A 13712-nucleotide genomic window follows, 5' to 3' on the forward strand; every position below is an offset into this window, starting at 1 on the left:
ACCGCCGTCATTGCGAGAAGGCGCAGGCGACGAAGCAATCCAGAGTTCCCGCACCGGCCCTGGATCGCGTCGCCGCGCTCGCGATGACGCTGGTGATCCGTAGGGTGGGCAAAGGCGCCTGGGCGGTCTCACGATAGATGCTCGGTCTAACGCGCCGTGCCCACCGTCTGTCCGCGCGTGGGAGCGACAATGGTGGGCACGCCATCGCCCGTCGCTGCGCGCCGGACGCTGGCTTTGCCCACCCTACGATTCTTGTCCCTCATGGTGAGGAGCGCCGAAGGCGCGTCTCGAACCATGAGGCCCCTGATCGTCGACGCTTCGCCTACTCGATCCCCTGTTCCCGGGCCTTCCACATCGCGGCGATCCGGAAGCGTTCGTTGATCGCGGCGGGGCTGGCGAGGATCTCGGACTGGGCGCCGGCGAAGGCACCCTCGACGATTGCGGCTTCCTCTTTCGTCAGCGTGATCCGGCCGGCCATGTGGGTGGCATCGGGTGCCGCCTCCCAGATCTTGCGGCGGTTCGGATGCAGCTTGACCTCGACCAGCTCGAACGCCTCGAGCTCGCCGTCGAGGCAGATGGCCAGCCCGATCACCTCGACCTTGCGGCCGTCCTGCGTGGTCTTGACCAGAGTCTTTGTCATGCGTGTGCTCCCGTCATCGTAGTCTTCAGGTCACGCCGCCGCCGGCGTGTCGTCGAGCTGGCTCCATTCCGCCCAGGCGCCGTCATGCACAGCGACAGTGGGAACGCCGAGCCGGTACAGCGCCAGCGCCAGCATGCACGAGATGATGCCCGAGGCGCAGGTAGTCACGATCGGCTTCGCCAGATCGATGCCGGCGGCCGCGAAGCGCGCGGCAAGCGCGTCGGGCGCCATGAGGACACCGGTGTCGGGATCGACGAGATCGGCCCAGGGCAGGTTGATGGCGCCGGGAATGTGGCCCTGGCGCTTGAAGGTGAAGACGTCGGGCTGCGTGCCGTCGAACTTGCCGGGGCCACGGGCGTCGACGAGCTGCGCGCCACTCTGGAGCGCGCCCTGCACCTGCGCCGAGGTCGCGACCAGCTCGGGCCGGAAGCTCGCCGTGAAGCTCGCCGGCGCCGGGCGTACCGGCGTCATCTCCGCCGGCTGTTTCTCCTTGGTCCATTTGCCGAAGCCGCCGTCGAGCAGGGCGACATTGTCGTGGCCGAACACGCGGAACATCCACCACACGCGGCCCGCGGCCGAGCCGCCATAATGGCGGTCATAGACGATGACGCGGTCGGCATTGCTGATGCCGAGCAGCCCGACCTTGTGGGCGAAGTCCTCCGCCGTCGGCAGCATGTGCGGCAGCGGGTTGGTCTTGTCGGCGACCTGGTCGATGTCGAAATGCACCGAGCCCGGCAGGTGCCGGCCGCGATATTGCGTGCGGCCGTCGAGATTGGTGCTCGGATGATGCCAGGTGCAATCGAGGATCTTGATGCCGGGATCGGCGAGATGCTGCGCCAGCCATTCGGAGCTGACCAGGGCGTCGGAGGGATCTCTGCTCATGCATGCGCTCTCGATGAGGGGCCAACGGGACAGCTGACGCGGATGCGCGTCAGAGCGTTTTAGGCATCGCGTAGCCCGGGCGTGGATGGCTGTCGTAATATTCCGGGCGCTCCGGCCAGCCGCCATCGGCGATGATCTTGAAGGTCGCGACCGTGACCGGCGCGCCGGGCGAGCAGGACACTTCGGTGAACTTGATCTCGCGCTCGCCGGGGCCGGCCGAGAAATCGGCGACCGTCGTGCCATCGGCCTTGCGGGCGCGGGCAAAGCCTGGCGTGCCGACGGTGGCGGCAGGCACCGCGGCGGCGACGAAGTTCGGCTGCTCCAGGCCGTCGACCGCGGGGCCGAAAGCGGGCGAGGCGAAGGTGAAGGTCGCGAGCACACCGCTGCGGTCGACCGCCTTGTCGGCGGTGGTCGGACGCGCCACCGAGTAGACAGTCAGCGTGCCGCCGTCGAGAGCCGCCTTGATGTCGTCGAGTGAGCTTTCGACAAAGTCCAATGTCACGTTCATGTCGATCTCCTTACAAAGGGCCGTTTGTAGGAGAAATTTTCAAGTTCTGTGCCAGTCTCTCGCAATAGCGAGAAAGGCAGGAGACGCGCTTAGTTGCGCGAATCTTGCAACGTGGACCGTCAGCGAGCCGACGGTCGCTCTCGCTGTGCGGAAAGCGGCAATGTCGGACATGCGCCAGACATCGATGAGGCCTGACATGACGACCGACGTCGCCTACGCCATCTGCAGCTTCAACGACATCCCGAGCCGCCGCGCCATGGGCTTCCAGCTCATGATCGTGGCCGAGGACGGCAGCCATCGCCCGTGGCCGATCTTCGTGATTCGCTGGGGCAAGCAGGTGTTCGGCTATCTGAACATGTGCCCGCACGACAAGGTGAATCTGGACTGGGAGCGCAACCAGTTCATGGACGGCAACGGCCTGCGCATCCTCTGCGGCAAGCACGGCTCGCTGTTCGAGATCGGCACCGGGATGTGCGTCGATGGCCCGTGCAAGGGCGAGAGCCTGACGCCGGTGGCGCTGTCGGTCATCGACGGCGACATCTGCGTAACCGGCGTGACGCTGGTCGAGGATGACGAGGACGATGAGGAAGAGACCGGCCTGCAATGCGAGGAAGGCTGAGATCTCACACGAAGTCCCGGCGCGACGGCCGGGACTTCAAATTGCGTGTGAAGGAAACGGGTGGTCAGACCGGCCGGTTCTCGTTGCGGTTCTTCACCGGCTCCATCTTGGCCAGCGCGTCCGCATAGGCAATGACCTCGTAGCTCTCGCTGAACTTCACGGCAGCATCGAGCACGTAGTCGAGCTTGCCGGCGGTATCGAGCTTCTTGATGTCGTTCTTGTCGATCGACAGCAGATCCATCATTTCCTTCCAGACCGTCGATTCATCGCACGGCAGGACGTAGAACGTCACGTCACCCATCTTGATGCGGTACTTCGCCAGCAGGTCGATGTTGTTGCAGAACATGAAGTAGCTGCCGTCCGGCTTCAGCAGGCCCTTGAGCACCTCGACCGCCGTCTCGAGATAGGCGAGCGAGTGGATGTAGCCGACCAGCACGGGAATCGTCGGCTCGCCGTCGTTGACGATCGTCAGCACCTGCTCGATCGAGAAATCCGGCGGGCGCTTCTCGTCGGCGACCTGGGTCTGGAATTTCAACGCGATGTCGCCGCGGAAGCCGAAGCGGCCGGGCTTGGTGGTCGGTGCCTTCAGCACGGCGTTGAGCAGCCGTCCTTCCTTGTCGAGCTGCGCGAGCGCGGTGGTCTCGATCGCAACCGTCTTCTCCAATGTCGTCATCAGCAAATCCTCGTATGTCCTAGTCAGCCGTTCGCCGCACGGCGCGGTCAAAAGGGCAGTGATGCAAGTTGTCTGCCGATGTTCGTTGCGCGTTGATTTGCCTGGAATTTTTGCCCGTCGGGCCGGATGATTGTCGGATTTGCGCCTCGACATCGCGGCGTCACGGGCGCGACACGGCGTGAACCGCGCCTGTCGCAAAGCCGACACGCGTCGGAAACGCCACAGCGACACTCGGAAAAGTCCAAGCGTTTCAGCTGTTTGTTCCATGGCACGAGACTTGCCAATTCGGTTCGCAACAGCCGAATGGGAAAGGCCAGACGATGATGATCAACCTGACTGACAGCGCCGTCAACGCAGTACGCAACGCGATCACGACCTCCGACAAGCCGGTCGACGGCCTCCGGATCATGGTCGAAGCCGGCGGCTGCGCCGGGCTCAAATACAACATGGGTCTCGTCAGCGGCAGCGAGCCGGAGGACACCGTGATCGAGCGCGAGGGTGTGCGCGTGCTCGTCGATCACAAGAGCCTCGAATATCTCGAGGGCACGACGATCGATTTCGTCGTCGCGCTGGAAGGCTCCGGCTTCACCTTCGAGAACCCCAACGCCAAGTCGAGCTGCGGTTGCGGCAAGTCCTTCGCCTGAGCCGTCGTTCGCTTAAATCCTTCGCTTGATCCATCAACACGAGAGAAGTGACATCATGCTGGCTGAAACCCAGGGCGTCGTCGAAGCGCCGGCTCAGATGAGCGAACGCGAGCGGATCATCCGCGCCGTGATCGAGGAGGTTCGTCCGAACCTCAAGCGCGACGGCGGTGATTGCGAGCTCGTCGAGATCGACGGCAACAAGATCATGGTCAAGCTCGCCGGCGCCTGCATCTTCTGCAAGCTCGCCAGCGCGACCCTGGAAGGCATCCAGGCCCGCATGATCGAGAAGCTCGGCGAGTTCGTCCGTCTCGTTCCAGTGGCCGGCGCTGCGAAGGCGCGGCATTAAGGAGCGGCCTTGCGCCCGGTGTACCTCGACAACAACGCCACGACGCGCGTCGACCCCGAGGTCGTCGCGGCGATGTTGCCGTTCTTCACCGAGCAGTTCGGCAATGCCTCGTCCTCGCATGCCTTCGGTAGCGAGGTCGCGGGCGCCGTCCGCGAGGCGCGCAAGAGCCTGCAGGCGCTGCTGGGCGCCGCCTTCGACCACGAGATCGTCTACACCTCGGGTGGGACGGAATCCGACAACACCGCGATCCTGTCGGCGCTGGAGACGCAGGAGGGCCGTGACGAGATCGTCACGACAGCGGTCGAGCACCCCGCGATCCTGTCGCTGGTCGAGTATCTCCGGGACAAGCGCGGCGTGACAGTGCACCTGATCGGCGTCGATACCGCCGGTCGCCTTGATCTTGAAGCGTACAGGCGCGCACTCGGGCCGCGCACCGCGATCGCCTCCGTGATGTGGGCGAACAACGAGACCGGCACGCTGAATCCGATTCCGGGGCTGGCGAAGCTCGCGCATGACGCCGGCGCGCTGTTTCACACCGATGCCGTGCAGGCGATCGGCAAGATCGCGATCGATCTCAAGGCTGCCGGTGTCGACATGCTGTCGCTGTCCGGACACAAGCTGCACGGGCCAAAGGGCATCGGTGCGCTCTATGTCAGGAAGGGCACGCCGTTCGCGCCGCTGGTGCGCGGTGGCCCGCAGGAGCGCCGGCGGCGCGGCGGCACCGAGAATGTGCCGGCCATCATCGGCCTCGGCAAGGCGGCCGAGCTCGCCGCCAAACATCTCGCCGACGAGCAGGGCCGGGTCCGCGCGCTGCGCGACCGGCTGGAGCAGGGCATCATCCAGGGCGTCGGCCATTGCGCCGTGCTCGGCGACCCCGCGCAGCGCCTGCCGAACACCGCCAACATCGCCTTCCAGCATCTCGAAGGCGAGCCGATCGTGATGCGGCTGAACCAGGCCGGCATCGCCGCGTCGTTGGGATCTGCCTGCGCTTCCGGCTCGATGGAGCCGTCGCATGTGCTCAGGGCGATGAACGTGCCGCCGGATCTTTTGCGCGGCGCCGTCCGCTTCTCGCTGTCGCGCGAAACCACGGACGACGACATCACGAGCGTACTGGCCGTGCTGCCCGACATCGTCGGCCGCCTCCGCGAGACCTCGCCGGCCTGGCTGCAACATCATCCGTCACACGCGGCGGACGCCCTTCGTCCCACGGAGCTCACGTAATGAAAGTCATGATCCGCCGCTCGCCGGAAACCGGCCTCTCCATCTACGTCCCCAAGAAGGACCTGGAGGAGCCGATCGTCGAGTCCGAGCACGAGACCTTGTGGGGCGGCTGGATCCGCATCGCCAATGGCTGGGTGCTCGAGCTGCCGCAGATGGCCGCGGATACGCGGCTGCCGATCACGATCAATGCGCGCAAGCGCGGTGGAGAAGGGGACGAGTGATGAATGCGCCGCTTCCTCATATCGACATCATCAAGCAGGCCGACGCGGAGGCGCTGCTGAAGGATGTCGTCGCCAAGCTCAAGGCTGGCAAGGTCGTTCCGTTTCTTGGACCCGCCGTGTCGGAGCAATCCGGCGCTGCCGTGCCGATGAACCCGGAGGCGCTGGCCGCGTTCTTCGGCACCAAGGTGGCATTGCCGCGCCGGGCCAAGGGCAACGCCTGGGCCTCCGCGCAGCACATCGAGAGCACGCGCCACCGCTCGACGGTGACGGTGCTGATGGCCGAGGCCTTCGCTGCACCGGTCGCGCCGACACCGTTGCAGCAGTATCTGGCGTCGCTGCCGCTGCCGATGATCGTCGATAGCTGGTACGACGGCGCGATGCGGACCGCGCTGGCCGGCCGCAGCGATTGGGGCGAGGTCCAGGGCATCACCCGCGCCCATATCGGCGAGGATCGCTGGTATCGCTTCTACGACGCCGCGGGCGGCGAGAGCGATCGCGAGAAGGCCAGTGGCTGGACCACGCTGCTGTACAAGCCGCATGGCGGCATCACGCCGGCCAAGAACTTCCTGATCACCGATGCCGACTATGTCGAGGTTCTGACCGACATCGACATCCAGACGCCGATACCCGACACCGTGAAGGATCGCCGCACCGATCGCGGCTTCCTGTTCATCGGCTGCCGCTTCAACGACCAGCTGCTGCGCACCTATGGCCGCCAGGTCATCAAGCGCTCGGGCAGCGAGCACTACGTCCTGGTCGAGCCTGATACGCTGTCGAAGAACGAGCTGAAATTCTTCATCGCCGAGCGGCTGATTCCGATCGCGATCCCGCTGGCGCGCGCCACCGAGATCATCATCGGCGGCTGAGCCCGATCCCTTGCAATCACGACAGCGCGGCCGCAAGCCGCGCTGTTTTGCTGTGCGTCCGCGCGTCGGTTCGAGTCTGTAACGTTTCTAACAACGCATCAAACGAGAGGCTTTCGCATGTTGGCAAGGCGACAGCCGCAATGATTTTGCTAAGGCGTTGATAGTCCGAAGAAATGATCTTGTCCGCGGCGTGGCACGCGAGTTGCTGAACTCTTTTCCAAGGCGGTTTGCGGCTCGCCAGCAACGTTAAGGAGCGGACATGGACGCGTCAGTGCAGCACGAACAGGCGACGATACCGGACGGCGACAAGCTGAGCTCGGTGATGCAGACCATCGCAGAACATAAGGGCTGCGGCACCTCGGGCGGCAGCGGCAAGGCGAGCTGCGGCTCGGGCGCCGGCGAGAACGACCTGCCGCCGGAGATATGGGAGAAGGTGAAGAACCATCCCTGCTACAGCGAGGAAGCGCATCACCACTACGCGCGCATGCATGTCGCCGTGGCGCCCGCCTGCAACATCCAGTGCAACTACTGCAACCGCAAATATGACTGCGCCAACGAGTCGCGTCCGGGCGTCGTCAGCGAGAAGCTCTCGCCGGAGCAGGCCGCCAAGAAGGTGCTCGCGGTCGCCTCGACCATTCCGCAGATGACCGTGCTCGGCATCGCCGGCCCGGGTGATCCGCTCGCCAACCCCGAGAAGACCTTCAAGACCTTCGAGCTGATCGCGCGCACCGCGCCCGACATCAAGCTCTGCCTGTCGACCAACGGCCTCGCGCTGCCCGACCATGTCGACACCATCGCCGGCTTCAACGTCGACCACGTCACGATCACCATCAACATGGTCGATCCCGAGATCGGCGCGAAGATCTATCCCTGGGTGTTCTGGAAGCACAAGCGCTACACCGGCGTTGAAGCGGCCAAGCTGCTGACCGACCGCCAGCTGCAGGGCCTGGAGATGCTGACCGAGCGCGGCATCCTCTGCAAGGTCAACTCGGTGATGATCCCCGGCGTCAACGACAAGCACCTCGTCGAGGTCAACAAGGCGGTGAAGTCGCGCGGCGCCTTCCTGCACAACATCATGCCGCTGATCTCCTCGCCGGAGCACGGCACCGTGTTCGGCCTGACTGGCCAGCGCGGCCCGACCGCGCAGGAGCTGAAGGCGCTGCAGGACGAGTGCGAAGGCGAGATGAACATGATGCGGCACTGCCGCCAGTGCCGCGCCGACGCTGTCGGCCTGCTCGGCGAGGACCGCTCGGCGGAGTTCACCACCGACAAGATCATGGCGATGGAAGTGAACTACGACATCGACAGCCGCAAGGCCTATCAGGAGGCGGTCGAGAGCGAGCGCGTCGCCAAGGTCGTCGCCCGCCAGGAGGAGCTTGCCTCGCTCGCCGGCCAGTCCAGCGACATCAAGCTGCTGGTCGCGGTCGCGACCAAGGGCTCGGGCCTGATCAACGAGCATTTCGGCCACGCCAAGGAGTTCCAGGTCTACGAACTCTCCACGGCCGGTGCGAAGTTCGTCGGTCACCGCCGCGTCGACCTGTACTGCCAGGGCGGCTATGGCGACGAGGACAGCCTGGAGACCGTGATCCGCGCCATCAACGACTGCCATGCGGTGTTCGTAGCCAAGATCGGCGGCTGCCCGAAGAGCGATCTGCAGGCCGCCGGCATCGAGCCCGTCGACCAGTTTGCCCATGAGTTCATCGAGAAGTCGGCGATCGCCTGGTTCAAGAGCTACCTGGACAAGGTCAACGGCGGGGAGATCCAGCACGTCGTGCGCGGTGACGCCGAGATCCGCCAGGGCGCGCTGACCTCGGCGGCGTGAGATCCGATCCCGGCGGCGTTGCGGCGCCGCCGGCCCCTTTCGACAGGAGCGTTTCATGACTTTGAAGATCATTGCCTCGCAATGCACGAGCTGCTCGGCCTGCGAGCCCGAATGTCCGAACGTGGCGATCTCCGAGAAGAACGGCACCTTCGTGATCGACCCCAAGAAGTGCACCGAGTGCATCGGCCATTTCGACGAGCCGCAATGCGCCGCGGTCTGTCCGGTCGACAACACCTGCGTCATCGACAATTCGTTCCCGCGCTATCAGCCGCCGGCCTGAGGAGAGCCCGATGAACTTTACGCTCACGCCAGCCGCGCAGAAGTTCATGCGCATGATGCTGCGGGCCGACGGCGCCGCCGGGGCCGGCTTCCGCCTTGCGGTGTCGCCGGGCGGCTGCTCGGGTCTCGCCGCCGACATCAGCGTCCTCGCCACGCCGCTCTCCGGAGACGCCGTGGTCGAGCGCGACGGCGTCAAGCTGTTCCTGCCGGCCGAGAGCCGGCTGCTGCTCGATGGCGTCACCATCGATTTCGCTGACACCGCCACCCAGACCGGACTCGTGTTCCATGATCCGAAACAGGTGTCGTGCTCCAGCCATGCCTTGAAGGCGCTGCAGGACTAGGACAGCAGATCATGCCGACCGATGCCCGGCCCAACTCCCAGACTGCCATCGAGGACGCGCTGCTTGCCGACGCGCTGCTCGGTGGCGGGCTGCCGGAAGAGGCCGAGCGTCAGCTGTGGCAGGCCAGTCAGAGCTATCATCTCGACGATGTCGCCGAGGCCCATCTGAAGCAGGCCGAAGCGCTGGCGCCGGATCATGCCGCGGTCCTGATCGGCTTCTATCGTTTCTACTTTTACAAGGGTCGCCTGAACGACGCGCTGCGCATCGCCAAGCGCTGCCTCGCCAAGGCCGCGGTCGAAAACCATTTGCCGCCGCATTGGCGCGACGTCCGCCCCGAGCATGCCGAGTTCGGCAGCTTCGACCACATGCTGCCGCGCTTCTTCATGTTCACCTTGAAGGGTTACGCCTATCTGCAGATGCGGCTCGGCAATCTCGTCGAGGGGCGGCTGGCGGTGCAGAAGCTGCTCGACCTCGACCCCAGCGACAAGGTCGGCGCGCGCGTGCTGCTCGAGGTCGTCGACCGGGTGGAGCTCGACGATGAGTGACGACATCGACGAAGCCATCGACTGGCAGGGCAACGAGATCAGCTGTGGCGGCTGCGCCCATGAGCAATTGAGCGCGGCCGGGGGCTGCAAGCTCCGCCACGCCTGCGTGCACGACCGCTATGCGCGGCGCATCGACCGCTTCTTCAACTGGAATCCGGCGCTCGCCAACGATTACGTCAAGCATCCGCATTTCGAGGTGCGCGCGATTGCGGCCAAGCATGCCAGCCCCTTCTACCTCCCGCCGCTGCTCGACGATCCCGAGGAGACCGTGCGCTGGAATGCGGCGCGGCGGCTGCCGAAGCGATTGGTGCTGCGGCTGCGCCATGATCCGCATCGCGAGGTCCGCATCCGCATTGCGACCGTGCTCGATCCCGAAGACCTGATGCCGATGATGATGGACGATGATTACTACGTCCGCCTCGTCGTCGCGCGCCGGATCGTGCCGTCCGTGCTCGGCCGCATGATGGGTGATCCCGAGGCCGAGGTCCGTCGCGTCGTCGCGCGCCGGATCCCGGGCGACTGGCTGCTCGGCATGATCAGCGATCCCGACGCGCGCGTGCGCCTCGAAATCGCGGAGCGCCTGGCGCCGGATCTGTTGACCGCCATGCGCAAGGATGCCGACTGGCGCGTACGCCATGAAGTGGCGAGCCGTATCCCGCTCGCGGAGCTCGCCGAGCTCGCGCGCGACGAGGATCCGCTGGTGCAGGAGATGGCGCGCGGCCGGCTCGACAACCGTTCGGGAGCTGCGATGGAGAAACCGGCATGAGCAACATCGTTCGTGACAGCGAGGTCGTCGAGCTGTCGGCGCCGCCATACTTCACGTTCGGCGAGAAGGTGAAGGCGAAGCGCACGATCCGCAATGACGGCACCTATGCGGGCAAGGAGATCGGCGAGATCCTCGCGAAGAAGGGCGAGATCGGCTACGTCGTCTCGATCGGCACCTTCCTGCAGCAATTCTACATCTATGGCGTCGAGTTTCTGGAGAGCGGAAACCGCGTCGGCATGAAACGCAAGGAGCTCGAATCCACCGTTCCGCGTGGGGACGCGGAGGACGAACTGCCGCTGCCGGGAGCGTACAGGTCATGATCGAACCGCGGATGCCGAAATACCAATGGGGTCAGCGCGTGAAGGCGCTGATCGACCTCGTCAATGACGGGTCGTTCCCGAACGCTCCGGCGGAGGCCAAGCTCGTCGGCGTCGGCGACATGGGCGAGATCGTCCAGGTCGGCACGCACACCGAGGCGAACATGCCGATCTATCTGGTCGAGTTCGGCGAGAAGCTGGTGGTGGGCTGTCTGGAAGAGGAGATCGTCCCGGTGTGAGGGGCGATGATCAGCCATGGCGGCAGCCGCGCTCAAGTCCAGTCTCATCCTGCCCGCGCATCCCAACGAGTTGGATCGCAAGCGGATCGAGCGCGCGCTGAAGTCGCGCAAGCGCTACCGCTACGTCGAGCCGGCGGTCGTGCCGGTCGAAGAGGGTTATCAGGTCCGCAGTCCGTGTTGCTCTCGCAACATCGACAAGGACGGCGGGGTGATCGACGTGGCGCTGCTGCGTCATGATCCCGCGAAGACGATGTGGAAGCTGTTCTGGAGAGATCACGCGAAGGGGATCTGGGAGCTGCACAGCGTGCACCAGCGGTTGACCGCGGCGGTCGACGAGCTGAACGCCGACCCCGCGCGGATCTTCTGGCAGTAACGAGGAGGACGGGTGAGATGGCATTGGCGGAGCAGGAACTGAATGAGATCGCGCAAGTCCTCGAGCAACCTGACGCCGGCAGCACGGCGTTCGGCGAGTTGCGCCGCCGCTTTCCCAAGCTGGTTCTGACGCGCTGCGACGCCTCCGATGTGACGGAGGCCCCGTTCCGCACCTACGCGGCGTTCGACTTGCATCTGCTCGACGCCAGCGAGCATTGCGCTGGCGTGACCGACGATCCGGCCAAAGCCACCGGCCTGATTTTGGCCAAGCGGAGCTGATCATGACCAAGCCCTATCTGGTGCATGACGCCGACAGGCAGGAGCAGGACGAGGTCGAGCTGACGCCGGTCGGCTCCGACTTCATCCCGCTGTCCGATCCCGACATCACGACGGCGGAGATCGCAGCCGTTGAGGCGACCTTGCGCTCGCCGAGGCTGTCCACCGGTCCGCTCGTCGAAGAGTTCGAAGCGGCGTTCGCCGCCTATCTCGGGCGCAAATATGCCGTCGCGGTTCCGAGCGGGACGCTCGGCCTCCTGCTCGTGCTCAAGGCGATGGGGATCGGAGCCGGTGATGAGGTGATCGCATCGTCCTATTCGTTCCGCGAGGTCGCGCACGCGATCAGCATCGCCGGCGCCAAGCCGGTGTTTTCCGATATTGACTACTATTCCGGCACGCTGGCGCCCAGCAAGATCGAGGCGCGGATCACCGAGCGGACCAAGGCGATCCTCGCCGGCAACACCAACGGCCATCCCGCCAAATGGACCGAGCTGCAGGCGATCGCCAAGGCGCACGGTCTGCCGCTGATCGAGGATTCGAGCGAGGCGATCGGCTCGAAGTATCAGGGGGCCCTGGTCGGCACGTTCGGCGCGGCTTCGGTCTTCGACTTTTCGCAGCCATTCGCGCTGACCTGCGGCGAGGGCGGCATGATCGTCACCGACGACGTCGACATCGCGGTCGCGGTGCGCCGGCATCGCTCGCACCGCCTCGACGAGCGGGCCTCGGTCGTTGTCTGCAGCACCCCGTCGCACCAGGCGGTGATGAGCGACGTCACCGCGGCGTTGGGACTTGCGCAATTGAAGCGCATCGACGAGATCCTCGAGCGTCGCAAGCTGATCGAGCAGGTCTACTACAGCGAAGTGCAGTCGTTCGAAGGAATCAAGGATCCCTATGTCGGCCCTGACGTCACCGAGGTGAACTGGTTTCTCTACCAGGTGCATCTGGGGACGCGGTTCTCGAAATCGAGCCGTGACTCGATCGTCGAGGATCTCCGCGTCGAGCAGGTCGAGGCCGTCGCCTATTCCAATCCGCTGCATCTGCAGCGGCACTATTTCGACATGGGCTATCGTCGCGGTGACTATCTCGTGACCGAGAAGGTTGCCGACCGCGTCGTGGCCCTGCCGTTCCACGTCCATCTGACCACCGACCAGATCGCCTTCATCGTCGCGACGATGAAGGACGCCTCGGTCAATGTCGGAGCGGGCGCGGCAATCTACTGACGTGACGTGAACTCAACCCCAGTAAAGGAGAACATCAATGGCAACTCTGACAGTCATGCCCTCCGGCAAGACGATCGAGGTGGGCGAGGGCACCACCATTCTCGCGGCGCTGCTCGCCGCCGAGGTCGAAATCCCGCACAAGTGCGAGGGGCAGGCCAAGTGCGGCTCCTGCCACATCTTCCTGCAGGAGGGCCGCAAGGGCGTGTCGAAGGTCAGCAAGCTCGAGAACGAGAAGCTCGATAGCATCGTCGGCGTCGGCTCCAAGTCCCGCCTCGCCTGCCAGGCCATCATTCTCGGCACCGAGAACGTCAAGATCGAGCTGCTCGGCTTCGGCTCGGGCTTGTAATAGGAGGATCCCATGGACAACATCACGCTTCACGTTCGTTTTGCCCCGGACGGCACCGTCGCCGAGATCAGCGAACGGCCGGCGACCTTGACGCCGCAGCAATGGTTCAACAAGCTCAGCGAGGCGATCGGCCTGAAGGCCTACCAGACCTTTGCCGGCGGCCGCGGCGTGTTCAAGACGACGCGCGATCAGGTCGAGGCGCTGAAGGCCACGGCCGCTGCGTGACGGCGGCGCGCCAGGTGATGGAGGCGGGCGGCGGCATGAGCTCCGATGCGGTTCAGTTCTTCGTATCGTATACGGGCATCAAGCTGCCGCTGCGCTTGGTGACGGCGATCGCGCCGGAGCAATTGTCGAACCGCAACACTTTCATCCGCGGCTACTTCAATGCCGCGGGTGCGCTGACCGGATTCGAGAAGGTCGTGTACGGCGAAATCGAGCTGACCCATCGGTACGATTATCACGCCAACGGGACGTTGAGCCGGGCCGAGATCGTGATGCTCGACGAGGATCCGGTGACGCTGAATTTCGACGAGACCGGCTCGGCTGTCGCCGCGCCTGAGGCCGCGTGA

At 65.0% G+C, this 13712-nt stretch carries 23 protein-coding genes; 19 read left to right on the forward strand and 4 right to left on the reverse strand.

Going from position 1 to position 13712, the window contains the following annotated elements; genetic code table 11:
• Positions 1 to 322: 322 nt before the first annotated feature.
• Genes BRAD285_RS07780 through BRAD285_RS07790 form a run of 3 tightly spaced genes read right to left on the reverse strand, consistent with a single transcriptional unit; the run spans position 323 to position 2030 of the window.
• Positions 323 to 640, reverse strand: a complete 318-nt coding sequence (locus tag BRAD285_RS07780; RefSeq protein WP_006609665.1) for a hypothetical protein — start codon at positions 638 to 640, stop codon at positions 323 to 325.
• 30 nt (positions 641 to 670) lie between these two features.
• Positions 671 to 1522 (reverse strand): sulfurtransferase, encoded by an 852-nt coding sequence (locus tag BRAD285_RS07785; RefSeq protein WP_006609666.1) that lies wholly within the window; start codon positions 1520 to 1522, stop codon positions 671 to 673.
• Positions 1523 to 1571: 49 nt separating this feature from the next.
• Positions 1572 to 2030 carry a hypothetical protein gene (locus BRAD285_RS07790; protein ID WP_006609667.1) on the reverse strand — a complete coding sequence of 153 codons (459 nt, stop codon included), beginning with the start codon at positions 2028 to 2030 and terminating at the stop codon, positions 1572 to 1574.
• Positions 2031 to 2226: 196 nt separating this feature from the next.
• Here BRAD285_RS07790 and BRAD285_RS07795 point away from each other — a divergent pair, with 196 nt between their 5' ends.
• A complete protein-coding gene (locus BRAD285_RS07795; RefSeq protein WP_006609668.1) occupies positions 2227 to 2649 on the forward strand; it encodes a Rieske 2Fe-2S domain-containing protein in 423 nt (140 codons plus the stop codon).
• A gap of 64 nt (positions 2650 to 2713) precedes the next feature.
• Here BRAD285_RS07795 and BRAD285_RS07800 read toward each other — a convergent pair whose 3' ends face one another.
• Positions 2714 to 3322: a hypothetical protein gene (locus tag BRAD285_RS07800; protein WP_006609669.1), complete on the reverse strand. Its 609-nt coding sequence runs from the start codon at positions 3320 to 3322 to the stop codon at positions 2714 to 2716.
• 323 nt (positions 3323 to 3645) lie between these two features.
• Here BRAD285_RS07800 and BRAD285_RS07805 point away from each other — a divergent pair, with 323 nt between their 5' ends.
• The 18 genes from BRAD285_RS07805 (at position 3646) to BRAD285_RS07890 (ending at position 13712) form a co-directional block, all read left to right on the forward strand.
• On the forward strand, positions 3646 to 3966 hold the full coding sequence (locus BRAD285_RS07805; RefSeq protein WP_006609670.1) for an iron-sulfur cluster assembly accessory protein: 321 nt from the start codon (positions 3646 to 3648) through the stop codon (positions 3964 to 3966).
• A gap of 55 nt (positions 3967 to 4021) precedes the next feature.
• Positions 4022 to 4312 carry a NifU family protein gene (locus tag BRAD285_RS07810; RefSeq protein WP_006609671.1) on the forward strand — a complete coding sequence of 97 codons (291 nt, stop codon included), beginning with the start codon at positions 4022 to 4024 and terminating at the stop codon, positions 4310 to 4312.
• Between the two features lie 9 nt (positions 4313 to 4321).
• Positions 4322 to 5533, forward strand: coding sequence for a cysteine desulfurase NifS (gene nifS, locus BRAD285_RS07815; protein WP_006609672.1), 1212 nt, complete (start codon positions 4322 to 4324; stop codon positions 5531 to 5533).
• Complete coding sequence (gene nifT / locus BRAD285_RS07820; RefSeq protein WP_006609673.1) at positions 5533 to 5754, forward strand: putative nitrogen fixation protein NifT; 222 nt, start codon at positions 5533 to 5535, stop codon at positions 5752 to 5754. The genes nifS and nifT overlap by 1 nt, the downstream gene beginning before the upstream one ends.
• Positions 5754 to 6620: an SIR2 family protein gene (locus BRAD285_RS07825; RefSeq protein WP_006609674.1), complete on the forward strand. Its 867-nt coding sequence runs from the start codon at positions 5754 to 5756 to the stop codon at positions 6618 to 6620. Before nifT ends, BRAD285_RS07825 begins: the two co-directional genes overlap by 1 nt.
• Positions 6621 to 6879: 259 nt before the next feature.
• On the forward strand, positions 6880 to 8442 hold the full coding sequence (nifB, locus tag BRAD285_RS07830; RefSeq protein ID WP_006609675.1) for a nitrogenase cofactor biosynthesis protein NifB: 1563 nt from the start codon (positions 6880 to 6882) through the stop codon (positions 8440 to 8442).
• 55 nt (positions 8443 to 8497) lie between these two features.
• Positions 8498 to 8722 carry a YfhL family 4Fe-4S dicluster ferredoxin gene (locus BRAD285_RS07835; protein WP_006609676.1) on the forward strand — a complete coding sequence of 75 codons (225 nt, stop codon included), beginning with the start codon at positions 8498 to 8500 and terminating at the stop codon, positions 8720 to 8722.
• A 10-nt stretch (positions 8723 to 8732) separates the two neighbouring features.
• Positions 8733 to 9062: an iron-sulfur cluster assembly accessory protein gene (locus BRAD285_RS07840; RefSeq protein WP_006609677.1), complete on the forward strand. Its 330-nt coding sequence runs from the start codon at positions 8733 to 8735 to the stop codon at positions 9060 to 9062.
• A gap of 11 nt (positions 9063 to 9073) precedes the next feature.
• Complete coding sequence (locus BRAD285_RS07845) at positions 9074 to 9607, forward strand: hypothetical protein (protein ID WP_006609678.1); 534 nt, start codon at positions 9074 to 9076, stop codon at positions 9605 to 9607.
• Positions 9600 to 10373 (forward strand): 4Fe4S-binding leucine-rich repeat protein, encoded by a 774-nt coding sequence (locus BRAD285_RS07850; protein WP_006609679.1) that lies wholly within the window; start codon positions 9600 to 9602, stop codon positions 10371 to 10373. Before BRAD285_RS07845 ends, BRAD285_RS07850 begins: the two co-directional genes overlap by 8 nt.
• Positions 10370 to 10693, forward strand: a complete 324-nt coding sequence (locus tag BRAD285_RS07855) for a nitrogen fixation protein NifZ (protein WP_006609680.1) — start codon at positions 10370 to 10372, stop codon at positions 10691 to 10693. The genes BRAD285_RS07850 and BRAD285_RS07855 overlap by 4 nt, the downstream gene beginning before the upstream one ends.
• Positions 10690 to 10929, forward strand: coding sequence for a nitrogen fixation protein NifZ (locus BRAD285_RS07860; RefSeq protein ID WP_006609681.1), 240 nt, complete (start codon positions 10690 to 10692; stop codon positions 10927 to 10929). Before BRAD285_RS07855 ends, BRAD285_RS07860 begins: the two co-directional genes overlap by 4 nt.
• Before the next feature lie 16 nt (positions 10930 to 10945).
• Positions 10946 to 11302, forward strand: coding sequence for a DUF3024 domain-containing protein (locus tag BRAD285_RS07865; RefSeq protein WP_006609682.1), 357 nt, complete (start codon positions 10946 to 10948; stop codon positions 11300 to 11302).
• 17 nt (positions 11303 to 11319) lie between these two features.
• Complete coding sequence (locus BRAD285_RS07870; protein ID WP_006609683.1) at positions 11320 to 11580, forward strand: hypothetical protein; 261 nt, start codon at positions 11320 to 11322, stop codon at positions 11578 to 11580.
• A gap of 2 nt (positions 11581 to 11582) precedes the next feature.
• A complete protein-coding gene (locus BRAD285_RS07875) occupies positions 11583 to 12797 on the forward strand; it encodes a DegT/DnrJ/EryC1/StrS aminotransferase family protein (RefSeq protein ID WP_006609684.1) in 1215 nt (404 codons plus the stop codon).
• 37 nt (positions 12798 to 12834) lie between these two features.
• The gene (locus tag BRAD285_RS07880; protein ID WP_006609685.1) at positions 12835 to 13143 is read left to right on the forward strand and encodes a 2Fe-2S iron-sulfur cluster-binding protein; all 309 of its coding nucleotides are present in this window, start codon (positions 12835 to 12837) and stop codon (positions 13141 to 13143) included.
• A gap of 12 nt (positions 13144 to 13155) precedes the next feature.
• Entirely contained in the window at positions 13156 to 13368 is a 213-nt protein-coding gene (locus tag BRAD285_RS07885) for a hypothetical protein (RefSeq protein WP_006609686.1), read from the forward strand.
• 35 nt (positions 13369 to 13403) lie between these two features.
• The gene (locus BRAD285_RS07890; RefSeq protein ID WP_035644697.1) at positions 13404 to 13712 is read left to right on the forward strand and encodes a DUF6156 family protein; all 309 of its coding nucleotides are present in this window, start codon (positions 13404 to 13406) and stop codon (positions 13710 to 13712) included.

This window comes from Bradyrhizobium sp. ORS 285 (genome assembly GCF_900176205.1).
Classification (GTDB): domain Bacteria; phylum Pseudomonadota; class Alphaproteobacteria; order Rhizobiales; family Xanthobacteraceae; genus Bradyrhizobium.